General features: G+C 64.4%; 26 protein-coding genes and 2 pseudogenes. 5 read left to right on the top strand and 23 right to left on the bottom strand.

Going from position 1 to position 25,082, the window contains the following annotated elements; genetic code table 11:
• Window position 1: 1 nt before the first annotated feature.
• The 7 genes from M1B34_RS09570 to M1B34_RS09540 all read right to left on the bottom strand — a co-directional run bounded on the left by M1B34_RS09570 (window position 2) and on the right by M1B34_RS09540 (window position 6,741).
• On the bottom strand, window positions 2-520 hold the full coding sequence (locus tag M1B34_RS09570; RefSeq protein WP_123332310.1) for a chemotaxis protein CheW: 519 nt from the start codon (window positions 518-520) through the stop codon (window positions 2-4).
• A gap of 11 nt (window positions 521-531) precedes the next feature.
• Window positions 532-2,160 (bottom strand): methyl-accepting chemotaxis protein, encoded by a 1,629-nt coding sequence (locus M1B34_RS34300; RefSeq protein ID WP_123332308.1) that lies wholly within the window; start codon window positions 2,158-2,160, stop codon window positions 532-534.
• Window positions 2,161-2,178: 18 nt separating this feature from the next.
• The gene (locus M1B34_RS09560; protein WP_268264948.1) at window positions 2,179-4,263 is read right to left on the bottom strand and encodes a chemotaxis protein CheA; all 2,085 of its coding nucleotides are present in this window, start codon (window positions 4,261-4,263) and stop codon (window positions 2,179-2,181) included.
• A 3-nt stretch (window positions 4,264-4,266) separates the two neighbouring features.
• A complete protein-coding gene (locus M1B34_RS09555) occupies window positions 4,267-4,584 on the bottom strand; it encodes an STAS domain-containing protein (RefSeq protein ID WP_123332304.1) in 318 nt (105 codons plus the stop codon).
• A gap of 4 nt (window positions 4,585-4,588) precedes the next feature.
• Window positions 4,589-4,954 (bottom strand): response regulator, encoded by a 366-nt coding sequence (locus M1B34_RS09550; RefSeq protein ID WP_123332302.1) that lies wholly within the window; start codon window positions 4,952-4,954, stop codon window positions 4,589-4,591.
• A gap of 36 nt (window positions 4,955-4,990) precedes the next feature.
• Window positions 4,991-6,001, bottom strand: coding sequence for a methyl-accepting chemotaxis protein (locus M1B34_RS09545; RefSeq protein WP_259740382.1), 1,011 nt, complete (start codon window positions 5,999-6,001; stop codon window positions 4,991-4,993).
• A 362-nt stretch (window positions 6,002-6,363) separates the two neighbouring features.
• A complete protein-coding gene (locus M1B34_RS09540; RefSeq protein WP_268260990.1) occupies window positions 6,364-6,741 on the bottom strand; it encodes a tautomerase family protein in 378 nt (125 codons plus the stop codon).
• Between the two features lie 107 nt (window positions 6,742-6,848).
• Between M1B34_RS09540 and M1B34_RS09535 the strand changes: the two genes are divergently transcribed.
• Both M1B34_RS09535 and M1B34_RS09530 read left to right on the top strand, forming a co-directional pair.
• Window positions 6,849-7,709: a LysR substrate-binding domain-containing protein gene (locus M1B34_RS09535; protein WP_268264947.1), complete on the top strand. Its 861-nt coding sequence runs from the start codon at window positions 6,849-6,851 to the stop codon at window positions 7,707-7,709.
• Window positions 7,710-7,834: 125 nt separating this feature from the next.
• Window positions 7,835-9,247, top strand: coding sequence for a DUF2252 domain-containing protein (locus M1B34_RS09530; RefSeq protein ID WP_268264946.1), 1,413 nt, complete (start codon window positions 7,835-7,837; stop codon window positions 9,245-9,247).
• Between the two features lie 22 nt (window positions 9,248-9,269).
• On the opposite strand, the gene M1B34_RS09525 is transcribed toward M1B34_RS09530, so the two are convergent.
• The 8 genes and pseudogenes from M1B34_RS09525 to M1B34_RS09490 form a co-directional block, all read right to left on the bottom strand.
• Window positions 9,270-10,130 (bottom strand): NUDIX hydrolase, encoded by an 861-nt coding sequence (locus M1B34_RS09525; protein WP_268264945.1) that lies wholly within the window; start codon window positions 10,128-10,130, stop codon window positions 9,270-9,272.
• Window positions 10,127-10,696, bottom strand: a complete 570-nt coding sequence (locus M1B34_RS09520; RefSeq protein ID WP_268264944.1) for a hypothetical protein — start codon at window positions 10,694-10,696, stop codon at window positions 10,127-10,129. The genes M1B34_RS09525 and M1B34_RS09520 overlap by 4 nt, the downstream gene beginning before the upstream one ends.
• Window positions 10,660-11,115 (bottom strand): SMI1/KNR4 family protein, encoded by a 456-nt coding sequence (locus tag M1B34_RS09515; RefSeq protein ID WP_268264943.1) that lies wholly within the window; start codon window positions 11,113-11,115, stop codon window positions 10,660-10,662. The genes M1B34_RS09520 and M1B34_RS09515 overlap by 37 nt, the downstream gene beginning before the upstream one ends.
• A 54-nt stretch (window positions 11,116-11,169) precedes the next feature.
• Window positions 11,170-11,484 (bottom strand): AzlD domain-containing protein, encoded by a 315-nt coding sequence (locus M1B34_RS09510; protein ID WP_123332288.1) that lies wholly within the window; start codon window positions 11,482-11,484, stop codon window positions 11,170-11,172.
• Window positions 11,481-12,179, bottom strand: a complete 699-nt coding sequence (locus M1B34_RS09505; RefSeq protein WP_123332286.1) for an AzlC family ABC transporter permease — start codon at window positions 12,177-12,179, stop codon at window positions 11,481-11,483. The genes M1B34_RS09510 and M1B34_RS09505 overlap by 4 nt, the downstream gene beginning before the upstream one ends.
• 239 nt (window positions 12,180-12,418) lie before the next feature.
• Window positions 12,419-13,614, bottom strand: a pseudogene (gene fabV / locus M1B34_RS09500) (enoyl-ACP reductase FabV).
• Between the two features lie 238 nt (window positions 13,615-13,852).
• On the bottom strand, window positions 13,853-14,866 hold the full coding sequence (locus M1B34_RS09495) for a lysozyme inhibitor LprI family protein (protein WP_268264942.1): 1,014 nt from the start codon (window positions 14,864-14,866) through the stop codon (window positions 13,853-13,855).
• A gap of 162 nt (window positions 14,867-15,028) precedes the next feature.
• A complete protein-coding gene (locus M1B34_RS09490) occupies window positions 15,029-15,469 on the bottom strand; it encodes a hypothetical protein (RefSeq protein ID WP_268264941.1) in 441 nt (146 codons plus the stop codon).
• 252 nt (window positions 15,470-15,721) lie between these two features.
• On the opposite strand from M1B34_RS09490, the gene M1B34_RS09485 reads away from it, so the two are divergent.
• Window positions 15,722-16,309, top strand: a complete 588-nt coding sequence (locus M1B34_RS09485) for a hypothetical protein (RefSeq protein ID WP_268264940.1) — start codon at window positions 15,722-15,724, stop codon at window positions 16,307-16,309.
• Window positions 16,310-16,357: 48 nt separating this feature from the next.
• The gene (locus M1B34_RS09480) at window positions 16,358-16,672 is read left to right on the top strand and encodes a hypothetical protein (RefSeq protein WP_268264939.1); all 315 of its coding nucleotides are present in this window, start codon (window positions 16,358-16,360) and stop codon (window positions 16,670-16,672) included.
• 1 nt (window position 16,673) lies between these two features.
• Here the strand turns inward: M1B34_RS09480 and M1B34_RS09475 are convergent, their stop codons facing one another.
• Window positions 16,674-16,997: a hypothetical protein gene (locus tag M1B34_RS09475; RefSeq protein WP_268264938.1), complete on the bottom strand. Its 324-nt coding sequence runs from the start codon at window positions 16,995-16,997 to the stop codon at window positions 16,674-16,676.
• Between the two features lie 157 nt (window positions 16,998-17,154).
• Between M1B34_RS09475 and M1B34_RS09470 the strand changes: the two genes are divergently transcribed.
• Window positions 17,155-17,961 carry a DeoR/GlpR family DNA-binding transcription regulator gene (locus M1B34_RS09470; protein WP_123332270.1) on the top strand — a complete coding sequence of 269 codons (807 nt, stop codon included), beginning with the start codon at window positions 17,155-17,157 and terminating at the stop codon, window positions 17,959-17,961.
• A 285-nt stretch (window positions 17,962-18,246) separates the two neighbouring features.
• On the opposite strand, the gene M1B34_RS09465 is transcribed toward M1B34_RS09470, so the two are convergent.
• From M1B34_RS09465 to M1B34_RS09435, 7 genes and pseudogenes are all read right to left on the bottom strand, one after another.
• Complete coding sequence (locus tag M1B34_RS09465) at window positions 18,247-19,317, bottom strand: alpha/beta fold hydrolase (RefSeq protein ID WP_123332268.1); 1,071 nt, start codon at window positions 19,315-19,317, stop codon at window positions 18,247-18,249.
• A gap of 80 nt (window positions 19,318-19,397) precedes the next feature.
• On the bottom strand, window positions 19,398-20,180 hold the full coding sequence (otnI, locus tag M1B34_RS09460) for a 2-oxo-tetronate isomerase (RefSeq protein ID WP_268264937.1): 783 nt from the start codon (window positions 20,178-20,180) through the stop codon (window positions 19,398-19,400).
• 21 nt (window positions 20,181-20,201) lie between these two features.
• Window positions 20,202-21,661 (bottom strand): annotated as a pseudogene (locus M1B34_RS09455) (GntT/GntP/DsdX family permease).
• 175 nt (window positions 21,662-21,836) lie between these two features.
• Window positions 21,837-22,475, bottom strand: coding sequence for a 3-oxo-tetronate 4-phosphate decarboxylase (otnC, locus tag M1B34_RS09450; protein WP_123332262.1), 639 nt, complete (start codon window positions 22,473-22,475; stop codon window positions 21,837-21,839).
• Window positions 22,472-23,764, bottom strand: a complete 1,293-nt coding sequence (gene otnK, locus M1B34_RS09445; RefSeq protein WP_268264936.1) for a 3-oxo-tetronate kinase — start codon at window positions 23,762-23,764, stop codon at window positions 22,472-22,474. The genes otnC and otnK overlap by 4 nt, the downstream gene beginning before the upstream one ends.
• Window positions 23,765-23,774: 10 nt before the next feature.
• Window positions 23,775-24,680 (bottom strand): L-threonate dehydrogenase, encoded by a 906-nt coding sequence (gene ltnD / locus M1B34_RS09440; RefSeq protein ID WP_268264935.1) that lies wholly within the window; start codon window positions 24,678-24,680, stop codon window positions 23,775-23,777.
• Window positions 24,673-24,981, bottom strand: coding sequence for a hypothetical protein (locus tag M1B34_RS09435; protein ID WP_268264934.1), 309 nt, complete (start codon window positions 24,979-24,981; stop codon window positions 24,673-24,675). Before M1B34_RS09435 ends, ltnD begins: the two co-directional genes overlap by 8 nt.
• Window positions 24,982-25,082 lie beyond the last annotated feature (101 nt).

The raw sequence follows: 25,082 nt of genomic DNA, 5'->3' as shown, positions 1-25,082 counted from the left end.
CTCAGCGGCCATTCATCACTGCAAGGCTGAGCTGCTGGATATCATCCAGGGACAGCACCTGGGCAATCGCCAGGATGATGGTGAAGGCCTGCTCGCTGCGGGCCATGCCGGCAATGAAGTCGGTACGGATGCCCACCCCGAACGGCGGAGGCGGCACCACTTGCTGGGGATCGATGTCCAGTACCGCGTCCACCGCATCCACCACCAGGCCGATGGGCTGCACGCTGTCGCCCAGGGCCAGTTCGATGATCACGATGCAGGTGCGCTTGTCCGGGCGGGTCAGTTCGAAACCGAAGCGCGCCGCCAGGTCGAGCACCGGCACCACATTGCCCCGCAGGTTGATCACCCCGTGGATAAAGGTCGGCATCATCGGCACCGCCGTGACTTCGGCGTACTCGATGATTTCCCGCACCAGTTCGATGGGCAGCGCGTAGGCCGCCTGGCGCACCCGGAACGACAAGTGCTGGATGCGCGTGGTGTCCAGTTCGGGCAACACCACCAGGGCTTGAGATTGGGTCATGTTCGCCTCCCTCAATTGAAGCTGACGAATTGGCCTTCATCCGCCGTCGCGCGGCCTTTGTTCCAGGCCGGCGTCGAGTTGGCGAACACCTCCGTGGGGCGCGACGGGGAACGCGGGGCGCTGTCCTGTTCGAAGCGGAAGAAGCCGATCAGCTCCTGCAGTTGCCCGGCCTGGGCGTTCATTTCCTCGGCAGTGGCGGCCAACTCTTCGGAGGCCGCAGCGTTCTGCTGGGTGATCTGGTTCATCTGGCCCATGGCGATGTTGATCTGCCCGGCCGCACCGCTCTGCTCTTGGGATGCGGCAGTGATTTCCTGCACCAGGTCCGAGGTTTTCTGGATGTTGGGCACGATATCGCCCAACAGGCGCCCGGCCTGTTCCGCCAGGTTCACGCTGCTGGACGCCACCTGGCCGATCTCCTGGGCCGCCACCTGGCTACGCTCGGCCAGCTTGCGCACTTCGGCAGCCACCACCGCGAAGCCCTTGCCATGGTCGCCGGCACGGGCCGCTTCAATGGCGGCGTTGAGGGCCAGCAAATTGGTCTGGTAAGCGATGTCGTCGATGATGCTGATCTTGTCGGCAATCTGCTTCATCGCCAGCACGGTGTCGCTCACCGCACCGCCGCCCTGGACCGCGTCGTTGGCAGCCTTGCCGGCGATGCCGTCGGTGATCTTGGCGCTTTCGGTGTTCTGGGTGATGGAGGCGGACATCTGCTCCACCGAGGCACTGGTCTGCTCGACGCTGGCGGCCTGTTCGTTGGCGGCCTGGCTCAGGGACTGGGAGGTCGAACTGACCTGCTCCGACGCCGAGGACAGGGAATCGGCAGCGCTGCGGACATCGCCGAGGATGCTGCGCAGGCGCTGGGTCATGTTCTGCATGGCGCTCAGCAACTGCCCGGTTTCATCGCGGCTGCTGGCCACCAAATCCTGGCTCAGGTCGCCGGCGGCCATGCGGTTGGCAGCGGCCACGGCGCCGTTCAGCGGCCGGGTGATACTGCGGGTCACGAGGATGCCGATCAGCATGCCCATCAAGCTGGCCACCAGCACCAGGGTGATCATCTGCACCCGGGAATTGGCCGCGATTTCACTGATTTGCTGATTGGCTTCGCTGGCCCGCTCCTGCTTGCGGTTGGTGACGTCGCCCAGCAGGCGGTCCACCTGATCGCTGCTGGCAATCGCCTTGGGCAACAGGTTGGTGATGTCGCTGGTTTCCTGCAGATCGCCGGACTGCTGGTGCAGGCTGAGGATCTGCTGCACCAGGCCGGTGTATTCCTTGAGCGGCGCGTCCAGCAGGTCGATCTGGGCCAGGCCCTCCTTGGTCAGGAAGCTGGCCCGAGCCTTGGTGATCAACTGGCGGGTGCGCTCCAGGGCGTCATTGGCCTGCAGGGCGGACTGTTCACGAGCGGTCACGCTGGTGGACAGCAGGCTCTGGCGCATGGCGCGGCCGGCGACGATCAATTGGATATTGGCTTCCTGCATCTGGCTCAAGCCGGTGACATCGATGTCGTACATGCGGTCCGACAGCTGATCGACCTGGTCCAGGTTGCGAATGCCGATCAGGCCGATGATTGCGGTCAGGGCCACCACCAGCAGAAACCCCGCGGTCAGCCGGATGCCTATTTTCATATTGCGAATGAACTGCATGATGTATCTCCTGAAAGGCTAGGCAAGGGATTCGGCGAGGCCGTTGCGGGTCGGTTGGTCGAGCAGGGCTTGCAGATGGCGAAACAGGCTGGGGATGTCGAGGATCAGCGCCACCTGGCCAGAGCCGAGGATGGTCGAGCCGCTGATGCCCCGCAGGTGCTGGAACATCTGGCCCAGGGGCTTGATCACGGTCTGCAGTTCCCCCTGCAGGTGATCGACGATCAGCCCGGCCTGTTGCCGGCCCTGGCTGACCACCACGATATTGCGTCGCCGCGCCGGCTGGCCCTGGAGGCCGAAATGCCGGTCCAGGGCGATGCACGGCAAGGGCTGGCCCCGCAGGTTGAGGTAGCCGTAACCCTGTTCCAGAGGTTCGGCACCGGCTTCCATGCACTCGGTGACCATGTCCAGGGGGATGACGAAATGGTCTTGGCCCACCCCCACCAGAAAGCCGTCGATGATTGCCAGGGTCAGGGGCAAGCGAATGCGGAAGGTGCAGCCCTGCCCCGGGCTGGAGTCGATCTCGATGACCCCGCGCAACTGGTCGATGGCGCTGCGCACCACGTCCATGCCGACACCCCGCCCGGAGAGGTTGGAGACTTGCTCGGCGGTGGAAAACCCGGGCTCGAAAATCAGCAGGTGAATGGCCTGGTCACTGAGCACTGCGTCGGCCTCGACCATGCCTTTGGCCATGGCTTTTTCGAGGATCCGCGCGGTGTTCAAACCGCGCCCGTCGTCGCTGATTTCCAGCACGATCATGCCGGAGTCGTGGTAGGCGTTGAGGTTCAGGTTGCCGGCGGCGGGCTTGCCCAGGGCCAGGCGTTCGCTAGCCGGTTCGATACCGTGGTCGATGGCGTTGCGCACCAAGTGGGTCAGCGGATCGGCGATCTTGTCGATCACCGATTTGTCGAGTTCGGTCTCGCCGCCACGGATGCTCAACTGGATGTTCTTGTTCAGCTCCTGGCTGACGTCGCGCACCACCCGGTGGAAGCGGTTGAAGGTCTCGCCTACTTCCACCATGCGCAGCTTCAAGGCGCTTTCGCGGATCTGCTCCACGTGCTGGTGCACTGCCAGGGTGCTTTCGATGCAGGCCGGGTCGCCGTTGCGCCGCGCCTGCATCTGCGCCCCGGCGGTGCTGATCACCAGTTCCCCCACCAAGTTGATCAACTCGTCGAGCTTGTGCGCCGCCACCTTGACCAGTGCGGTGTCCTGGGGTCGCCGTTCGCGGCTGGTAGACGGGCTCGGGGCCGGGCTTGCCAGGGAAGACACCGCCTGGGACAAGGCCGACGCCAGGGGGTTGGGTGTGGCTGCGTCGGTTGCCGGGACGGGTTGAGCAGGCTGCCACTGCGCCTCGGGCTCGGGCTCAAGGCAGACGATGCTCAGTTGGCAGAAGTCGTCGATAAACTGGAACACCTCGGCGATCTCGGCTTCGTCGGCGGCGCTGCGCAGGGTCAGTTCCAGGCCCAGGTAGCAGGCTTCGGGATCGAGGCTGTCGAGGGGCGGCAAGCCCTGGCTCAGGGTCTGCAGGTTGACGATATCCCCCAGGCGTTTGAGGTAACGGACAAAGGCCGCAGGGTCGAAGCCGTTGCGCAACAGGTCTTCGGCGAAGGCCATGGAGATCTGCCAGAGGCGTGCGGGTTCAATGGTCGTTTCGACCGCCTGCCAAGGCGCCGCTGTATCACTGGGCAACGGAGTGTCAACCGTCTGCCCCTGGGCTTCCATCAAGGCGGCCAGCAGCACGCCTTGCGGCCCCTCATCGACTTCCAGCAAGCCGCTGTCAGGGTCCACCCGCTCGATCATCGCGCTGAGCTCGTCCATGCAGCTGAGCATCAGCGAGGTCAGGGCCGGGGTCAGCGGGCGCTGGCCGTCGCGCACCGACATCAGCAGGCTTTCCAGGTGATGGGTCAGGTTGACCAGGGGCGTCAGGGAGAAGATCCCCGCCGAGCCCTTGAGGGTGTGCACGGCGCGAAACAGGCCATTGATCGCTGGCTGGTCGTCGGGCGCGCGCTCCAGGCACAGCAGGCTGTCTTCGGCCTCTTTGAGCAGGTCACGGCCTTCGCTGAGAAACCCCTGGAGCAACTGATTCCACTGATCGCCACTGAGCATCGCTCAATCCTCGGTTGGTACTTCGGGGTACAAGGATTCCAGGCGCAGCAGCTCGATCAGCTCGGCCACGTTGGCCGCGCAAGCGACCACCCGCACCGGGCTGCCGCTCTGCCCCAGGGCGCGCTGCAAGGCCAGCAGCAACTGGGCACCGGCGCTGTCGAATTCCTCCACCGCGCTCAGGTCCAGTTGCCACGCCGGGGCGTCGAACGGCAGCCACTGCAGCAGCTCGGCCCGGGCCTCGGCCACCTGGTAAATGGTCAAGTCGCCCGTCACCTGCAACCGCGCCGGGCCGTCGAACGCCGAAGGCGTGAGGGTGAACACGGGCCTAGCCCAGCAGCTTTTCGACCGCCGCCAGCAACTGCTGGGGCTGGAACGGCTTGACGATCCAGGCCCGGGCACCGGCGGCCTGGCCTTCGGCCTTTTTCGATTGTTCGCTTTCAGTGGTGAGCATGACGATCGGCGTGAAGCGGTATTCGTTGCGCGCCTTGACCGCTTTCACCAGGCCGATGCCATCGAGGTTGGGCATGTTGACGTCGCTGATGATCAGGTTGACCTTGCGCCCGTCGAGCTTGGCCAGGGCATCGCGGCCGTCGCAGGCCTCGATCACTTGGTGACCGGCGCCGGTCAGGGTCATTTTCACGAGTTGGCGCATCGACATTGAGTCGTCGACGATCAGAATGGTCTTGGCCATGTGTCACTCCCTGGAACTGAAGGTTGAATCCGGGCCTCAGAAAAACGTCACTTCGCTGGCCGCCGCACTGGGGGCCTGGCCGTGGCGTTCTTCATCGGTGGTAAAGCGTTGGCGCAGACGCTCGAGCCAGGCCTTGGGGTCCTGCAGGCTCGGCGCCTGTTCGGCCATGGCATCGAGCAACTGCTGCAGGTCCACCTGAACGTGGTCGAGCATCTGGTCGGTACGGTCCTGGAACTGCAGGCTGACCATCACCGCCTGAATGTCTTGCTGGGTGTCGCGGGCGTCGCGCTGCAAGGCGCCGGACGCGGCGGACAATTGATTGAGGTTGTCCCCCAGGCGGGCCATGACTTCGGTCACCGACTGGTTGAGGAAATCCAGGTTGTTCTGCTCGCTGCTGCCCAGTTCCGCCGCGGCGGCGATGGTGCTCTGGATCGCGTGGTTGATCTCGCTGACCTTGGCGTCCATGCCCTGCCCGGTTTCCGCCGAGAGGCTGGAGAGCTTGCGCACTTCGTCGGCGACCACGGAAAAGCCGCGGCCGTATTCTCCGGCGCGGGCGGCCTCGATGGCGGCGTTGAGGGCCAGCAGGTTGGTCTGGCTGGCGATGTCCTGAACCCGCTTGGCCATCTGCTGCAACTGGCTGGTGTAGCTGTCGAGGTGGCTGATGGTGCCCAGTAGCTCTTGCTGGCGCTGGCTGCTGGTCTGGAAGGATTGACTGACATCATGCAGGCGCTGGTTGGCGTCACGCAGGCTCTCGCCGACGCCGTTGCTGCCCAGAATGCCTTCGGAATTGCTGAGGGTGCCGTCCAGGCGGGTGGTGATGCGCTGGAAACTCTCGAACAGCGCAGCGATGTTGCCTTGCAGCAACTCCCGGGTACGGCCCAGGCTGTCGCTCCAGTTCGGTGCCACAGCCTGCAACAGGTTCTGCAACGCCGGGTCCTGCTCGGCACGGGCGGCGGCCGGGGAACTGAGGGCGGGTTCGGAGCGCTGGGCTTGGCGTGGGCGCAGGCCAATCAGCAAGGTGGCGACCAGAAGTAACGCGACTATCATCAGAGTGTCCGAGCCCAGCAACAGCCCCGCCACACAGAGCGCAAGTCCCGACCAAACTCCTAGATAGATCCCCATTGCCTGCATCCGCTGCCTTACTCGAAGGGCGCGATACTACCGATGGCATTTTGCGATCAATATAAGGAAAACCCTTAATCCGACCGCCCAGTCAGACTCAAAACACACAGTCCATTAGCACGACAAAGCTAACCAATGAGTCAATTTAATCCGCCGGTCACCCGACAAAATGGTGGCTTTAAAAGAATCGATCTGACTGGAAAAAACCGGATTTTTTAAGGATTTTCCTTAAGGTTCCAAATTATTTCAGGGTACTTCCGGGATGCCCGACCTGGGCCCTCGCCACTTCACAGGTTTGCGCGCCCGCCGCCAAAGGACCACTCCTGGGCCTCGGTGGTATTGATCACGATCATCACGTCCTCCGGATCTAGGTTCAGGGCCTGCTGCAGACGTTGCACCAACTGCTGGTAAAAACGCTGGCGAGTGGCATGGCTGCGTGGCCGGCCGGCGGTGATGGCGATCAGCACAAAGTCATCGCTTCTCGGCCCGCCCAGGTAGTGCCGGTGGTAGATCAACTCCCCGGGCGCGTGCTGGTGAATCACCTGGAAGCAATCATCGAGCGGCACTTCAAAGGCCTCCACCAGGGCCTCATGGACGCCCCGGGACAGGCGTGCAAGGTAATCATCGGACTGGCCGCGGTGCAGGGAAATACGGGCAAAAGGCATGGCAAGGCTCCGGCATCGGTTAAGGGCCTGGCAAAACTAACAAGCGCATACAATCCCGAATATCAGATAATCCTCCGCCATTAATCCCGAATAAGTGGACGATCCCCATGCGCCGCCCGACCTTTGACCTCGACGTCTTGCGCACCTTTGTCACCGGTGTCGAATGCAACAGTTTTGCCAAGGCCGCCGAGCGCCTGGGGCGCTCCACCTCGGCGGTCAGTGCGCAGTTGAAAAAGCTGGAGGAACACGTGGGCCATCCGTTACTGGTCAAGGCCGGACGCGGCCTGGTGCTGACCGCCCTGGGCGAGGCCCTGTTGAGCCACGCCCGGCGATTGCTGGCGCTGAATGACGAGGTCTTCGCCAGCCTGCAACAGACCCGGCAACAGGGCACAGTGCGCCTGGGCCTGCAGGAGGACTTTGCCGAGCACCTGCTGAGCGACATTCTGCGGCGCTTCACGCGGATCCACCCGTTGGTCAACCTGGAGGTGCGGATTGCCCGCAATGGCGAACTGCTGAGCCTGATCGAGGGCAACCGCCTGGACCTGGCCCTGGCCTGGGACAGCGGTGTGAGCACCGCCTATTCAACAGCCATCGGCCGCACCGCCCTGCACTGGATCGGCAGCCGCGAGCAGCCCGGCGTGCCGACTGGCCAGCCACTGCCGCTGGTGCTGTTCGAAGCGCCCTGCGTGCTGCGCACCTTGGCCTTGCACGCCTTGGACCAGGCGCAGCAACCGTGGCGTATCGCCCTGACCAGCCCCAGTGTCGGCGGGTTATGGGCCGCCGTGGCTGCGGGCCTGGGCGTGACCTTGCGCAGCCGCATCGGCCTGCCCGCGCACCTGCAGGTTCTTGAACACCTGCCGCCCTTGCCGAGCCTGGGTTACGTGCTGCACCGAGGGCTGGAGCAACCGCCGGCCGTGGTCGAGTTGCTCGCCGAGTTGATCACCGACAGCCTGGAACGCCAGCCCTGAACGACGCGTCCTCGGCCCCTTGCGACGCGCTGGCGAATGCACCAATCCCTGCTAGCGTTTCAGCACCGCGAGCGCCCTGCTCAAGGGCTGCCATCGCCGCCCGCTACCACCGCCGAAGAGACCTGATGAGCACCGTCAAAGAACGCCTCAAACAGGGCAAGGATGCCCGCAAGCATTGCCCCCGCAGCACTCAGGCCGAGGTCGGTCAGACCCGGCGCGATCCCTTGCCCTTGATCGAAGCCTCCAGCCAGGGGCGGGTCCGGGCCCTGGTGGAACTGCGCTACGGGCGCATGCTGGTGTCGCCCTTCACCTTCTACCGCGGCAATGCCCTGCTCCAGGCCCACGACCTGGCCGGCACCCCGAACATGGGCCTGGTCTCGACCATTTGCGGCGATTGCCACCTGATGAACTTCGGTGGCTTTGCCACCCCGGAACGCAACCTGCTGTTCAGCGTCAATGACTTCGACGAGGTCCACCCCGGCCCTTGGGAGTGGGACCTGAAACGCCTGGTGGCGAGCTTCCTGGTGGCCACCCGCGACCTGCGCCACGGCGCCAGCGTCGAAGAAGAGGTGTGCCGCCAGTTGGTGGGCGCCTATCAGCGCAGCATGGCCCACTGCGCCGAACAGAGCGCCCTGGACATCTGGTATGACGCCCTGACCTATGAAGACCTGCTGGAGCAGGCGCAAAACAACAGCAACATCGTTGAACACGTGCAGCGCGCCATGGACAAGGCGGCACGTCGCACCCACGCCGAACTGCTGCCCAAAATCAGCGAACGCGATGCCCGGGGCGACTTGCTGATTCGCGACGACCTGCCGGAAATTTTCCACCTGCACACCACCACCAGCCTGCTCGACGCCGATGACGACTGGATGCGCCTGGAAGACTGGCGGCCGCTGTACGACACCTTGATGGGCGACTACCGCAACACCTTGCAGGCCGATCGCCGAGCCCTGCTGGCGCGCTTCGAGGCCCAGGACCTGGCGTTCAAGGTGGTGGGCGTGGGCAGCGTCGGCACCCGCTGCCTGGTGGCGCTGCTGACCGACAGCCAGGAACGCCCGCTGTTCCTGCAGTTCAAGGAAGCCCGGCGTTCGGTGCTCGCCGACTACGTGCGCGGCAAGTCACGCCTGCGTCACAACGGCCAGCGCGTGGTAGAGGGCCAGCGCCTGATGCAAGCCGCCAGCGACCTGTTCCTCGGCTGGACCACCGGCCCCAGCGGCCGGCACTTCTATGTGCGCCAACTGCGCGACATGAAAGTCTCGGCGGAGCTGGAAACCTTCGACGCCGACACCTTTGCCGCCTACGCCCGGGTTTGCGGCCGAGCCTTGGCCCGCGCCCATGCCAAGGCCTCGGGGCATGCGGCGCAGATCAGTGGCTACATCGGCAAGAGCCAGACCCTGGCCGACGCGCTGTGGAAGTACGCCCAAGCCTGTGCCCAGCAAAATGAGCAGGATTTCGAACGTTTCCAATACGCCTGTCGCAAGGGTCGCCTGAAGGCGCGATCAGAAGCTGACTTCGCCGCCGATCACCTGCCCTGAACCGTTCAGGGCACCCAGGGCTTCAGGCCATCGGGCCAGACGACGCCGGCGGCACCTCGGCCAGGCTGCGGTAGACCGGCACCCCCAGGCGCAGGGCCATGGCCACCAACGCATCGGCCTGGGCACACGGTCCGTCGCTGCGCAGCAGGCCATCGCAGCGTTGCAGCAGGCGCTGGGCATTGGCCTGGAATGCCGCGTCCGGTAACGACGGCGCACTCAGTGCCACATGCCCGGCCGCGAACAGCCCGGCCGTCCAGGACGCCAGCGTCGACGCTTCAGGGCCCAGCAACAGCAGCAGACGGCTGCGCGGCAGCAGGTTCAGCGCCAGGTATTGCAGGAGCATGATGGTCTTGCCGTCGACAATCTCCCCGGCCTCGACCATGGCCAGGGCCTGTTCGAAACCCAGCTCCAGCACTTCAATGTCCTCGCCCTCTTCTTCCAGGCCACCGCCGCTGCCGATGCGATCGCCGGGCCGGTATTGGCCGATAAAGAAGTGGATGCGCTCGGTGACCGAGCCCGGGCTCATGAATGCGGCATAGATCTGCCGAACCTCACCGACCCGGTAGCCGGTCTCTTCCTCGGCTTCCTGGCGAATGCGCTGCTCGGGGCCGGCGTTGTCCAGCAGGCCGGCGGCGGCCTCGATCAGGTAGCCGCTGTGGTCGTTGACGAAGGCTGGCATGCGGAATTGCCGGGTCAGCAACACCGTACGCTGCTCCAGGTTGTAGAGCAGGATGGTGGCGCCGTTGCCGCGGTCGTAGACCTCACGCTGCTGGGCCTGCCAGCGGCCATCGCGACGGCGCAGGTCGAAGCTGTATTTCTTCAGGATGTACCAGTTGGTCGAGAGGGTTTCTTCAGCAGTGATGCGGACCGGGCTGGCACTCATGGACGCTCCTCATTCAAGGCCGTGGCGGGTGGAAAATCCTTGAGCCGTTCCAGCAGTTGCGCAGTGAAGGCGGGGTTGAAAACAAAGGCGCCGTCCTGCTCCTGCAACTGGCCGGCATCGACCCGGGCCTGGAACCAGTCGGTGATAAAACCGGGGGCATAACCGCCGGTGCCAAAGCCGTTGCCGAAGGCGATCAAGGCGCTGTAGGCGGCCAGATAATCCTCGCGCCCGGTGGCGCCGTGGCGGTGTTGGTAGAGCCAGAACTGCAGGTCGTAGAGCAGGTGCGACAGCGGGTCGGCGTGCAGGGCGAAGTAGCGTTTGTCTTCGAGGATCTGCTGCGAAATCACACGGATGCGCGCGCCAAGGTCGGGGACCGGGGCAAAGTGCTCCAGCAACTCGGCCAGGGGTTCGGAGAACGGCGCGTCGGCAATCATCGCCTGGTCATCGAGGAAGTCCTGCTCGGAGGTGTCGTAGACCTCGGGGGACACCAGGCTGCGGACAAAGCTGGCAAAGTCCTGGGCCAGGAAGGTCACCCGATAGTCGCCTTCCTGGTCGACGTGAACCACCTGCGGCTCGCCCTCGGGCCACAGGCCCGGTAGTCGAGGGCGATCATGTCGTGGCCCGCCGACGGGCAACTGCAGATGTACACGCCGAGGTCCGGGTAGCCCCACTCTTCGATCATGAAGCGGCTGCCGAACTCGCCGCCCAGGGAGTAGGTGCGGCGCCGACCGATGCTGAGGAAACAGTCGATCGCGCAATGGTCCTCGGACCAACTGGTGCCATCGTCCACCGGGCAGCAACTGAGGGTCGGCCGGCCGCCATTGTGGCGCTGCATAAACGCCACGTAGGACGGCGGCAGGCGGTAGCCCAGGTCGGCCTCGATCTCGGCGATCAGGGCAGCGCTGGCCGGCTCATCGTGAATGTCGTCACCAGGTTCCGAGTCCCAGAACGCTGCCAGGTCGATATCGTGGGGAAAGTCGCGCATGCCAAGCATCCATTGCCGTTGAAAATCAGGCGCACAGCCTAACCCAGCGACGCCCTAGAACCACCACCGCAGAAGGAAAAAAACACCCATGCTCAGGAGCATGCTGAGCAAGGTATTGCGCGTGTAAATCACCAGGGCGATGGCCACCAGCGAGCTGAGCAAATAAGGGTTGCCCGGGCTCAGGTTGAGCTGGTGGTCCGGCATGAACACGATCGGCCCGCAGATCGCAGTCAACATGCCCGGCACGGCAAACCCCAGGAACTGCCGGGCATTGCTGCTCAGGCGCAGCGGTAAACGTGGCTCGAGGAACACGTAGCGGTTGAGAAACACCAGCAACCCCATGCCAATAATCACGGCCCAAACCATCATGTGCGCCCCCGATACAGCTTGTTGCAGATAAAGCCCGCGGTCATGCCCGCCAGCCCCGACAGCACCAGGGCCGAACCCCATTGCCAGTAACTGAACAGCACCGAGCAGAACAACGACACCGCCACACAGACCACCGTGGGCACGTTGCGCACCAGGGGCGTGATCAAGGCGATAAAGGTGGCGGCGATGGAAAAGTCCAACCCCAGGTGTTCCAGGCCGGGAATGCTGCTGCCCAGCAGAATGCCGGCCAGGGTGAAGAGGTTCCAGGCGACGTAGAAGGTCAGGCCCACGCCCAGGGCGTACCAGCGGTCGAACTGCTGCCGGTCATGGGTGCTGACCAGGGCGAACAGTTCGTCGGTCAACAGAAAGCCCAGACCCACGCGCCACCGCCCCGGCAGCGGTGAAATCACCGAGCGCATGCTCATGCCGTAGAGCAGGTGCTGAGAGGTCAGGAGCAAGGTGGTCAGCAGGATGGAAAAAATCCCCGCACCGCCCTTGAGCATGCCGATGGCCACCAGTTGCGCGGCGCCGGCAAAGACAATGCTCGACAGCCCCTGGCCTTGCAGCGGCGTGAGGTTGGCCTCGATGGCCATGGAACCGGCCAGCAGCCCCCAGGGCGCAGTGGCCAGGGACAGCGGCATGATGGCAATGGCGCCCCGCAAGAACGCGGCACGCGGTAAGAGAACGCTGGACATAACACCCTGCACACAGAGAACGGACCGAGACTGTGCCACCCACCGCCGCGCCTGGCTTGAACAATCTTGCGCACTTTCAAACCCACCGCCAGCAAAGGCTTGTGTGGGCGCTGGCGCGGACCTGAGCCCTGCGCAAATCTTGCGGGCCTCATCGCCGGCGAGCCGGCTCCGACAGGAGTGGCCGGGTAAAACGACAACGCCTCACGAAGGAGGGGCGTTGGGGGTGACGCTGTACGGGCTTAGAGCTGGATCAGGTTGCTGATCTTCACGTCCGGCTCGACGTCGGCTTCATAATCCACGCCAGCGATTTCAAAACCGAACAGGCGCAGGAATTCCTGCTTGTAACCGGCAAAGTCGGTCATCTCGTAGAGGTTTTCGCTGGTGACCTGGTCCCACAAGGCTTTCACCCGGTCCTGCACTTCCGGTTGCAGTTCCTTGTAGTCGGCGCGCAAGCGGCCTTCTTCGTCGATGATCGGCTTGGGGTTGTACAGGCTGTCTTTGTACAGGCCGTAGACCTGCTCGATGCAACCTTCGTGGCTGCCCTGCTCTTTCATCACTTTGAACAGCAACGACAGGTACAGCGGCATGATCGGGATCGCCGAGCTGGCCTGGGTGACCACGGCCTTGAGCACCGAAACGCGTGCGTCGCCGTGCAGGTCGGACAGCTGCTCGCGCATGCCGATGACCTTGTGGTCCAGGTCCTTCTTGGCTTCGCCAATGGAACCGTTCCAGTAGATGTCGTGGGTCAGCTTCTCGCCCAGGTAGGTGAAGGCGGTGGTTTTCGCGCCTTCAGCCAGAACGCCTGCTTCGTGCAGGGCGTCGATCCACATCTGCCAGTCTTCACCGCCCATGACCGCGACGGTGCCGTCGATCTCTTCCTGGGTGGCCGGCTGCAGGGTGGTTTCCTTGACGATTTCCTTGTCGGTGTCGACACGCGCAGGGTCACGGACTTGCCCAGGGGCTTGAGGGTCGAGCTCAGCACTTCACCGGTTTTCGGGTGGGTGCGACGCGGCGCCGCCAGGCTGTAGACCACCAGGTCGATCTTGCCCAGGTCGCGCTTGATGGTGGCGATGGTCTCGGCCTTGACCGCATCGGAGAAGGCGTCGCCGTTGATGCTCTTGGCGTACAGGCCTTTCTCTTCGGCGAACTTGTGGAAGGCTGCACTGTTGTACCAGCCGGCGGTGCCGAGCTTGCCTTCAGAGCTGCCGCGTTCGAAGAACACGCCCAGGGTGTTGGCGCCGCAGCCGAAGGCCGCGGTGATGCGCGCAGCCAGGCCGTAGCCGGTGGAGGCACCGAGCACCAGCACGTTCTTCGGGCCGGCGTCGATGGCGCCTTGCTGGGTGACGTATTCGATCTGTTGCTTGACGTTGGCTTCGCAGCCAACCGGGTGGGTCGTCACACAGATAAAGCCGCGAACGCGGGGTTTGATGACCATACACAATCTCCCAATTTCAATATGCCAGGCGCCTGTTCAGGCGCCAGCAGCGTCACTTGTTCAAGTCATAGACGCTCGGAATGCCCGCGCGTCACGCAATTGGCCAACCGCCCATGGACCGGGGGTGGCGCGCTTCTCGCCGGGGCCGAACACCGGCATCAGAATAAGCGGCGGCTATTACAGCATTACCCGCGCTCGCGGCATACCTTTGTCGACGGCGAACACCCGCTCCCCGGGGTCAAGGCATCACCTCCAGGGGCAGCGCAGCCTGGGCGGCGCGTTCCTCGTACCAGCGCTGCAAGGTCGCGGGCATATGCCCTTTCCAGGCCGGTACGTTGCTGTAATAGCGGGCCCGGGACTGGCCCTGGGCGTCGAACACCAGCAGCACCAGCCAGAACTGCTCCTTCGGGCCCGTCATGAGGATCGCCGCATTGCTGCTGGCCAGGCCCCGCAGCCACATCTCCTGCACCTTGGCCCCGGGCATCTCTGCGGCCGGCTCGGGGCTGGTGATGGAGCCGGCGTTCTGCACCAGAACCGAGTAATCGTCCTTGAGCAACTGGCGCAGCGCCCGATCCTGCTGCGGCGTGTCCAGCAGGCCCAGGTCCAGCAGGTTGTAATTCACCTTCAACGGCGTCTTCGAGGCCACGTAGCGGCCGGCATAGTAGACCCCCATGCCGGCGCCACAATCGCCGCCGGCCTGCTCCACTTGCAGCACCCCGTTAAGGGGCACGAACTTCAGCTGGCAATCGGCCTCGGCAAAACTCGCCGTGCCGCCTTGCAGCCGGGCCTGGCCCTGCAGGTCACCGGAGTTGCCGCCGCTGGCAGCGCTCAGATCAAAGTCCAACGGCCCTGCCCCACGCTGCCGGGTTTGCAACTCGGCACCGTCGGACTCGCTGGCGGGCACCCGCTGCCAGGTCGCGGTCCAGTTGAAGGGCGCAGCCACATAGCCCAGTTCGGTGATGCGCATCAGGTAGCGCCGGCGCAGGCAACCCACGTCGGCCGCGCACTGGTCGCGGGTCTTGAGCCACTGGCGCTGATCGAGTTTGAGGGCCTTAGGGTCAGCAACCTGGGCCAGGGCCACGCGCCAGCGCTCACCCAATTCACCGTCGAGCATGGCGGTGTAGGGGTCGTTGCAAATGGCTTTTTCACTGGGGCTGGCGGCCTTGGTGCAATCGAAACTGCTGGCCTGAGCGGCACTGGCGGCGAACAACAGAACACCCGCCAGGACGGCGGACGGAGAAATAACGGGCATGGGGGCAATTCCATTGCAAATGGGCGGCGCCAGTATGCCGGGCCGGCGCCGATTTTTCAGCCCTGCCCACCAGCGTCACTTGGACAACAGGCAGGCCCGAGCCGCAGCGCCCCGGACAGACGACGGCTGTCGTCCATCGGGGCCTTGCCCATCACAGGGGAATCAGAGCTTGGCGGCCTGTTCCAGGTAGTCGGTGAGGAAGTGCTGGGGCGGCGTCTGCTCGGACAGGCTGGCGTCATAGCCAACGCGCAACTCACGGGTTTCACCCGGCAGGTAGAGTTCGCCGTAGTTGCCGTTGACGATCAGCACCACGTAGGGCTTGCCGTTGACCTGGGTCGAATAGCGGGTGTCGCGGCTGGTTTTTTCCACGTGCATTTTCTGGATCTTGCGCTGCCAGTCGTGGTCGATGCCGTCGACCATCACCAGCGCTTCATTGGCGGCGCGCTCACCGAACCTCAGGGTCGAGACTTTGATACCCTGCTCGCCGCTGAAGGCCACCATCTTATCGGCCACTGGCGGGCGGTCGTTGTCGGTCGCCGCCAGCGCCGAAGCGCTCAGGCACAGACCCAAAAGCAGCGCCAACCCGTTCCTTTTCATCAACATGCTGATCATCCTGTTTTGCCATGGAAAAGCCCCGAAATCCCCGAGGCCTCCTTGCAGATTGCAAAGTGGCATTTTGGTTCCATCGCTCGACTTATTTTTTACCCCGAACCGCCGACACAGGGATGCCACAAGGAACCCGCCCAATGCAGCAAAACCCGACGCGCCGGGCACCGTAAAACAAAGGACTGTCACCCCCATGCACCATGCGTTTTTCCACCCCGCCGCCTGCTTGCCCACTCGGAGGCCCAGCCGATGAGTACGCACTGCGGCAGCCGACCCAGCGCCCACCACCTTGACGTGAGCTGCCCGCATTGCCGGGGCCTGGCGCGCTTTGACGCCGCGACGATCAGGGCCATCCCCCTCAAGCAGGACGTTGCCTTCTTCCAGCAGCATCCAAGCCTTGAGTACACATTGCTGACCAACCAATCAGGGCAACATTGGCACGGGGCGCGCTACTTTCCCGGCCTGCACGGCGACCCACGCCGTTCGCTGCACAACCTGCCAGAGGGCTATCAGGGTGAGGACTGGGGCAAGACCTACCTCCCCGACGCCCACGTGAACGGGTGCCTCGGGTCGGTGACGTGCGAGCATTGCGGGTTGCGTACCCGCCACCTGTTGCAATGGCCAGTGGAAGCGTACTTTTCCCTGACCTACAAAGGCCAGTTGCTGTGGGCCTACAACCGCGAGGCGGCAAACGACCTGCTGGACTACCTGCTCTCGGACCGCCGACGACCGGATCATTACCGCTGGGCCAGGTTTCTGAGGCACGTGCCGACCCTGTTCAAAACCCGCAAGGCACGCCCGGCCGTGGCCCGCCAACTGAAGCGTTTGCTGAGCTGAACCCATGCATGTTTCAAGCTGAACAACCCCTTGAGGAGCACCCCGAACATGGACGCCAAGACCCTGGTCGCCCACTGCAAGCTGGATAAGGATCGCTACCTGGAACACCTCGACCAGTGCCAGGTCGGCGCGCGGTTGCGGGCCATGAACCTGACGACCGAGCAACGGCATGAAGTCCTCGCCCTGCTCGACGGCGCCTTGACCGACCAGCTCTACGGCCTGCTCCTGGGCCTGGACGGCGCCGCCTGCATCGGTGATGAGCAACATGATTTTCGCCTGCTCAATGAAGACGGCGACGCCATCAGCGGCAACGGTGAACTGGAAGCCGAGGCCTATGCGCAGTTGATCGAAAACCCACGCTGAATCAGGCCCCCGCGTTATTCAGCGCCGCGTCCAGGCTGTGCCCCGCCAGTTCCCGACCGTCAAGCCAGAGGCTGCGGTCCGCCAGACGGACAACCAGAGTCAGCGCCGGGCGATCGCCGGGGTAACGGCGCAGGCAGAGTTGCAGTTCGGTGGGGGATTCGACGGCGCGGATCAAGTCCCACAACCCATCGCTCAGGTCCAGCAGCACGCGGCCGGTTTCCAGGTCGGTGACCTTGGGTGCGTGGACCCAGTGACTCATGCGCATTTCCTGGGGGGTCAGGCGGATTTCCAGGCGGCCATCGTGGTAGGTGTTCACATCGGTCATGGGGCATTCCTTGACGCGGGTCGAGGGCGCGGATCATAACCTGCTGTGACGATTTTCCTCAGGCCCTAGCGGTACAAGAACTCGTCCCCAACGGCCGGATTCGCTACTATGTCTTCCCTCTTTCCTGCCTGTACAGCCAAGCCAATCTGGAGCCCGAATGCCCACTCCCAAGGACATCGCCACCGACAGCGGCGCCCCGATGATTCCTGAGCAGCGCCGCGAGCAGATCCTGCGTCAATTGCGCAAGCACCAGGTGTTGAGCGTGCATCAGTTGATGGAGATGTTCGACTGTTCGCACATGACCGTGCGCCGGGATATCGCCCTGCTGGAGCAAGAGGGCCGAGCCTATTCGGTGACCGGTGGGGTGCGCATTGCCAGCCAGTTGCACAGCGAGCCCAGCCACCAGTCCAAGGCGGTGGTGGAGCTGCCGCAGAAGCAGGCCATGGCCAAGCTGGCCGCCGGCCTGTTGCACCCGGACATGACGGTGTACCTGGACGCCGGCACCAGCACCCTGGAGATCGTGCCCTACATCAAGGCGTTGTCGGGCATGACCGTGGTGACCAACGATTTCGGTGTGGTCCAGGCGCTGATGGAAGCGCCCCAGGTGACGGTGATCCACACCGGCGGGCAGCTGGATCATTCCAACCATTCCTGCGTCGGCGGGCTGGCCGTGGCGACCTTGCGCCAGGTGGTGACGGACATCGCCTTTATGTCCACCAGCTCCTGGGACCTGCTGCGCGGTATCACCACGCCGTCGGCGTTGAAGGTCGAAGTCAAGCAGGTGGCGATGCAGTCGGCGTCCCAGGTGGTGCTGGTGGCCAGCAGCTCCAAATACGGCACCTTCAGCATGTACAAAATCGCCGGCCTGGAGCAGTTCGACATCATCATCAGCGACGCCGCCCTGGCCCCAGCGGCGGCGGACGGAATTCGCAAACAAGGCGTGGAATTGCTGCTCCCCCTGTAGGAGCCGGCTTGCCGGCGATGGGGCCCGTGAATTTTGTATCGTTCTTGCGGGCGTGATCGCTGGCGAGCCAGCTCCTACCTGGGCTTGGCTGGACGGGACGCGGAGCGTCTGCGGCGACATTCCCACGGACCGTGGGAACGAGCAGGCGGCCTTAGTGACCGTTCCCACGCTCTGCGCCACCCTGCCCCCCTTGTAGGAGCCGGCTTGCCGGCGATGGGGCCCTTGAATCCGCTACCGATTCAAGGGCGTGATCGCTGGCGAGCCAGCGCCTACAACGAGGGGTGCTCAGTGGCTTTTTTCGGTTTGCTGCATGAACTGGCCCAGTTCCTTGACGTAGAACTTCGCCATGCTGGTGGTGCCGTGGCCACGGGTGTCGGGGCTGGCGGGGATCAGCAACAGGCGGGCATTTTTCAGTTGGCCCAGCGAGGCTTGCAGGGTGCCGGTTTCCGGCGGGTTGCGCTCGTCGTCCGCCGAGTTGATGGCCAACACCGGCGCCTGGATCTTGCCCAGCCCTGGCGCGGCGTTGTAGTCCGCCGAGGATTGCCACTGGTAGATAAAGTCGTTGGCATCGGCGGTCTGCGGCGCGTTAAGGCGCTCGTCCACCAGTTTGTCGGCCTGAGCCCGGGTCGGCGCTGCCGCCTGATAGGCCAAGGTCCCGCCGCTGGTGCCGACGCTGAACAGCGCATTGGCCAGGCGCAGGGACGGCGGCTGAGCCGTGTAGTTGCCGTTGTTGTAGGCCGGGTCCTGCTTGATCGACTCCACCAGCAAGCGCCGCATCATCCAGTTGCGCGACGACATCTCGGTGGGCTGGGACGCCATGGGCACCAGGGCGTCCATCATCTGCGGCCAGGTCTGGCCCCACATCCAGGTCTGCATACCGCCCATGGAATTGCCGATGATCAGGCGCAGGTGCTTGACCCCCAGCCCTTCAGTGACCAGCCGATACTGGGCCTGGACCATGTCCGTGTAGTTGTACGCCGGGAACCGGCTGCGCAAGCCATCGGACGGCTTGCTCGACTGGCCGACGCCAATGCCGTCGGTGGAAATGATGTAGTACTTGCTGGCATCCAGGGGCTGGCCTGGGCCAAACAACTCACCGCCGAAATCCTTGCTCAGCACATCGCTGCCTGGCCGATAGGTGCCGTGCAGGTAGAGGATGGCCGGGTTCTTCGGGTTGCCCAGGGTGACGTAGTGCAGTTTCAGGTTGGCGAGTTTTTCACCGTTGTGAAAGGTGAACTCGGGAGCGACCCAGTCGCCCTCGGTGGCGGCCGGCAGCGGTGCGGCGCTGACGGCCGAACCGGTAAAAAGCAGGGAGCACAGTAGCCCGATAGCGGGCCTGGAAGCGAAACGCTGCATGGGATGAGTCCTATTGTTGTTTTTATAAGAACCCCCCGCGCAGGCCTGCGCAGGGGGTATTGCGATCAACCTTGCCTGGATCAGCGGGTTTTCCAGTCCCGCAGCCATTGCAGGCCGGCCGAGGTGTTGCCCCGTGGCCGGTACTCACAGCCCACCCAACCGTCGTAACCCAGCTGGTCCATCAGTTCGAACAGGTAGGGGTAGTTGAGCTCCCCCAGGTCCGGTTCATGACGGTCCGGCACGCCGGCGATCTGGATATGGCCGATGCCGGCGAAATCACGACGCAGCTTGACCGCCAGGTCGCCTTCGACGATCTGGCAGTGGTAGCAGTCGAACTGCACCTTGAGGTTGCTGGCACCGACTTCCTGGCAGATGGCCTGGGCCTGGTCCTGACGATTGAGGAAGAAGCCCGGCATGTCGCGGGTGTTGATCGGCTCCAGCAACACGGTGATCCCCGACTTGGCCGCCTGGGCCGTGGCGTGGGCCAGGTTTTCCAGGTACACGGCGTGATGCCGGGCGCGGTCGTTTTCCGAGGGCAGCAAGCCGGCCATCACGTGGATCCGCGAGTTGCCCAATACGGCGGCGTACTCCAGGGCACGCTCGAAACCGGCGCGGAATTCAGCCTCACGCCCCGGCAAGCTGACAATGCCCCGCTCCCCTGCCGCCCAGTCACCCGGCGGCGCATTGAACAGGGCCTGTTGCAGGCCGTTGTCCGTCAGGCGCTGCTTGAGCTCCTGAGCGCTGTAGTCGTACGGAAACAGATACTCCACCGCTTCGAAGCCGTCTGCCGCAGCGGCGGCGAAACGCTCCAGAAACTCGTGTTCCGGGTAGAGCATGCTGAGGTTGGCAGCAAAACGAGGCATGTGAACTCCTGAGGCAAAGGGTCAGACAAAAGGCCAGATCAACAGGGTTATAAAGAAGCCCAAGGTACCGAGCAAGGTGGTGATCACGGTCCAGGTGCGCAGGCCGTCCGCCACGTTGAGCCCGGCCAGCTTGGTGAAGATCCAGTAGCCGGCGTCGTTGATGTGGGACATGGCCAACCCGCCACCGCCCATGGCCAGGCACAGCAGGGCCATGTGGTTGGGGGTCAGGTTCAGGGTGGCGATCAGCGGCGCGATGATGCCGGCGGTGGTTACCAGGGCCACGGTGGTGGAGCCTTGTACCGCACGCAGCAACATGGTCAGCAGGAAGCCCAGAGCCAGTACCGGCAAGCCTGTGGTGCGCAGCATGTCGGAGACCACGGCACCGATCCCGGTGTCGACCAGCACTTTGCCGAACACACCGCCGGCACCGGCGATCAGGATCACCATGCCACGCCCGGCAGGGCCGAACCGATCACATCGGAGACCTGGCTACGGCTCCAGCCACGGCGCGAACCCAGTAGCCAGGCGCAGAGCAAGGTGTCGATCAGCAACGCCACCAGGGGCGCGCCGAGCACGGTCATGACCCCACGCAGGGTGGACTCAGGCGGCAACAGCGACGTGGCCAGGGTGCCGAGCAGAATCAGGATGATCGGCAGCAGAATCAGGCTGACGATCAGGCCGAAACCCGGTGGTGGCGCCGGTGGCAGCTTGGACACGATGGCGCTGGTGGACTCTTCCAGACCCATGTGCGAAACCGCCGCGGTGGCCTGTACCGACGCCTGGGGAGAACCGTTGTTCCAGGCTTCCAGGTCCTGGTTGGTGACGTGCGGGCCATAGACTTCAGCGCGGATGTCGTCGGTCATTGGGTAGAAGCGACGGGTCATGCGCCCGGCCACACGGTAGCCGACATAGCACAGGAACGCGGTCAGCGGCAGGCCGAACATCAGCACCCGACCCAGGTCGGCGCCCAGTTGGCTGGCAGCGGCCACGGCACCCGGGTGCGGCGGCAGGAAGGCGTGCACGGTGAGCAGCGCAGCGCACATCGGCAAGGCGAACACCAGCAGCGGCTTGCGCGCACTGCGGGCCACGCCATAGGCCAACGGCATCAGGATGATCACACCCACTTCGAAGAACACCGGCACGCCGATGATGAAGCCGGCAATGGTCAGCGCCAGGGGCGTGCGCCGGTTGCCGAAGCGTTCGATCAGGGTCTTGGCCAGCGCCTCGGCGCCGCCGGACAGCTCGATGATTCGCCCGATCATCGCGCCCAGGGCAATGATGATCGCGATGTGGCCCAGGGTCTTGCCCATGCCGCCTTCAATGGTGGCCACCAGGTCGGCGGGTTTCACCCCGGCCACCAGCGCCACCACGATGCTGACCAGCATCAGCGCCACAAAGGGTTGGAATTTGTACTTGAGCACCAGGAACAGCAACAGGGCGATGCCTGCGCCGGCGGTGAGCATAAGCAGAAGTGGGCTCATTGCGTCAGCCCCCCACAACGGGTCGGTGAAGCCGTGTTGCCGGTGGATCCGAAACTACCGCAGTCGATGTCTTTCATGCTGGGATGTCCTGTTGTTATTGTTTTTTACGGGCAAGCCGGGCCCTGGGGAAACAGCCAAAACGCCGCCTCCCGGGCCAAGCCTGCGTAAACTTTTTTTACCAGTGGGCGCCGAAGGTTTCGCGCAACTCGTCCAGGGCCGCCTGGTCCAGGGGCGCCGGTTTGGGGTTGCTCATCAGCCACAGGCGCGCGGTTTCTTCCAACTCCTCCAGGGCGTAGCTGGCCTTGGATACCGAGCTTTCCCAGACCACCGGGCCCAGGCGTTCGAGCATCACGCCGCGCACGCTGTTGGCCAGGCGAGCGACCTGCTCGGCGACCTTGGGCGAACCCGGGCGCTGGTAGCCGATCAGCGGGATGTGCCCGACCTTCATCACCTGGTACGGGGTCAGCGGCGGCAGGATGTCATCGGCTTGCCACACGCCGGCCAGGGTCAGCGCCACCAGGTGGGTGGAGTGGGTGTGCACCACGCCGCCGACACCCGGGTTGCGGTCGTAGACCTGGCGATGCAGGGCCAGGGTCTTGGACGGCTTGTCCCCGGACACCCACTCCCCCGCCAGGTTGACCTTGGCGATGGCCGCCGGGTCGAGACGACCGAGGCAGACATCGGTGGGGGTGATCAGCCAGCCATCGTCGAGGCGCGCGCTGATGTTGCCGGCGCTGCCCACGGTGTAGCCACGCTGGTAGAGGCTGCGACCGACGTCGCAGATCTCTTCGCGCAGTTCGCTTTCGCGGCTCATTGAGCGCCTCCGGCCAGTTGCTTGAGGGCTTTGTCGAAGAAGTCGCGGCCACCGAAGTTGCCGGACTTCAGGGCCAGGGCCAGGGGTTCGTCGCTGTTGCTGACGGTGGCCGGCACGCCCGGGTCGATCTGTGCGCCGATCTGCAGCAGATTGACGCCCAGGGCCTTGACCACGGCGCCGGAGGTTTCGCCACCGGCAATCACAAAGCGCCGCACGCCGCTCTGGCGCAGGCCCTGGGCAATCTCGCCCAAGGCGTTTTCCACCAGGGCCCCGGCGCGTTCGACGCCCAGTTGCTGTTGCACGGCCTTGACTTCATCCGGCGTGCTGGTGGCGTAGATCAAGACGGTTTCCGCATGGTCCCGGGCAAAGGCCAGGGCCTGTTGCACCACCGGCTCACCGGCGGCCAGGGCCAGCGGGTTAATGCGCAAGGCCGGGCGATCGGCTTCCAGCCAGGCCGCGACCTGGCCAATGGTGGCCACCGAGGCGCTGCCCGCCAATACCACTTCACCGCCGAACACCGCCGGCAGGGTCGAGGCATCGAAGTCGCGCAGTTTGCCGGCGCGCCGGAAGTTCTCCGGCAGGCCCAGGGCCAGGCCGGAACCGCCCGTCAGCAGCGGCAAGCCGGCGCAGGCGGCGCCCAGGGTATAGAGGTCGGCGTCGGACAAGGCGTCGGCAACCGCCATGCCAATGCCCTGGCCGCGCAGTTCGGCGATCTTCGCCTGCACCGCTTCGGCACCTTGGGCAATGCTGTCGTAGCGCAGCAGGCCGACTTTCAGCTGGGTCTGGGCTTGCAGCACCCGCACCAGATTGGCGTCGGTCATCGGCGTCAGCGGGTGATGCTGCATGCCGGATTCGCTGAGCAACTGGTCCTGGACGAACAGGTGGCCGCGGAAAATGGTCCGGCCGTTTTCCGGGAAGGCCGGGCACGCCAGGGTGAAGTCGCTGCCCAGGGCCTTGAGCAAGGCCTCGCTGACCTGGCCGATGTTGCCGGCGGCGGTGGAGTCGAAGGTCGAGCAGTACTTGAAGAAGATCTGCTCGCAGCCTTGTTCACGCAGCCACGCCAGGGCCGCGAGGGATTCCGCCACCGCGTCCTGGACCGGCGTGGTGCGGGATTTCAGGGCGATGACAATGGCGTCGGCATCAAGCCCGGCAGCGGTTTCGCGGCTCGGAATACCGATGCTTTGCACCGTGCGCATGCCGCCGCGCACCAGCATGTTGGCCAGGTCGGTGGCACCGGTGAAGTCGTCGGCGATGCAGCCCAGCAACGGGCGTGCGGTGGATGTGCTCATGGGGCGTTCCTCAAACAGACTCAGGCTTGGCGGTCGGCAATTCGATGCCCGGGAAAATCTTGATCACTGCCGAGTCGTCCTCGCGGCCAAAACCGGCGCTGGAGGCCTGCATGAACATCTGGTGGGCGGTGGCCGACAGCGGCAACGGGAATTTGCTGGCGCGGGCGGTATCGAGCACCAGGCCCAGGTCCTTGACGAAAATGTCCACGGCGGACAGCGGCGTGTAATCGGCCTTGAGGATGTGCGGAACGCGGTTTTCGAACATCCAGGAATTGCCAGCGCTGTGGGTGATGACTTCATACAGCGCATCGGCATCCACGCCTTCACGCAGGCCCAGGGCCATGGCTTCGGCGGACGCGGCGATGTGCACCCCGGCCAGCAATTGGTTGATGATTTTCACCTTGGAGCCCAGGCCATGGGCGTCGCCCAGGCGATACACCTTGCCCGCCATGCCGCCGAGGATCGCCTCGGCCTTGGCGTAAGCGTCGGCCGGGCCGGAGGTCATCATGGTCATCTCGCCGGCGGCGGCCTTGGCGGCGCCACCGGAGATCGGCGCGTCGAGGTACAGCAGGCCCAGATCGCTCAGGCGCTGGCCCAGTTCGACGGCGTAGGTCGGGGCCACGGTGGCGCAACCGATCAGCAGGCTGCCGGGACGCAGGGCGGCGACCGCACCGTTATCACCGAACAACACGCTTTCAGTCTGATCGGCGTTGACCACCACGGTGATGATCACATCGCATTCAGCGGCCATGGCGGCCGGCGAAGCGCAGGCCACGCCACCTTCAGCGGCGAACTGCTCGGTGACCGCAGCGCGGACGTCACAGGCATGCACATTGAAGCCACTGCGCAACAGCGAGCGGGCAATGCCCAGGCCCATCGCGCCCAGACCGACAACACCGACATTCTTGTTATTCATGGGGGACTCCAGTGGAAAGCTGCGACCGGTTCTGCCCAGCCAGGCGCAGGCGGCGGGCCGCATTGAGGGAATAGACGTTGTTCGGCGCCGAGACGCTGGCCGGCACAGGGCTCGCGGCAGCATTCAAGGCGGAAGATTCGAGGTGCAGCAGGGCTTGATCGAGGACTGCCAGGGGCACGCCGAAGGCGGCGGCCAGCAGGCATTCAGCGTAGCCGGCAGGCAGGGATGCACCGCAAACAGCAGCCGGCGCAGGCGGAGTAACGGGGTCACTCGGCAGAGGTAAAAGGGCCTTGTCGAACATGGTAGCCATCCTGTTTATGTTGTTATCAGGGTGCTTTACAGGTTGTGGCAGATCATCCACCAATGAGCGGATTATGTGAAGTTATTTTTCAATCTAACATT

Source organism: Pseudomonas morbosilactucae, assembly GCF_023241715.1.
In the GTDB taxonomy this organism is placed as follows: Bacteria; Pseudomonadota; Gammaproteobacteria; order Pseudomonadales; family Pseudomonadaceae; genus Aquipseudomonas; species Aquipseudomonas morbosilactucae.
Note: the sequence above shows the minus strand (reverse complement) of the source record. Positions and strands in the feature narration are given on the sequence as shown.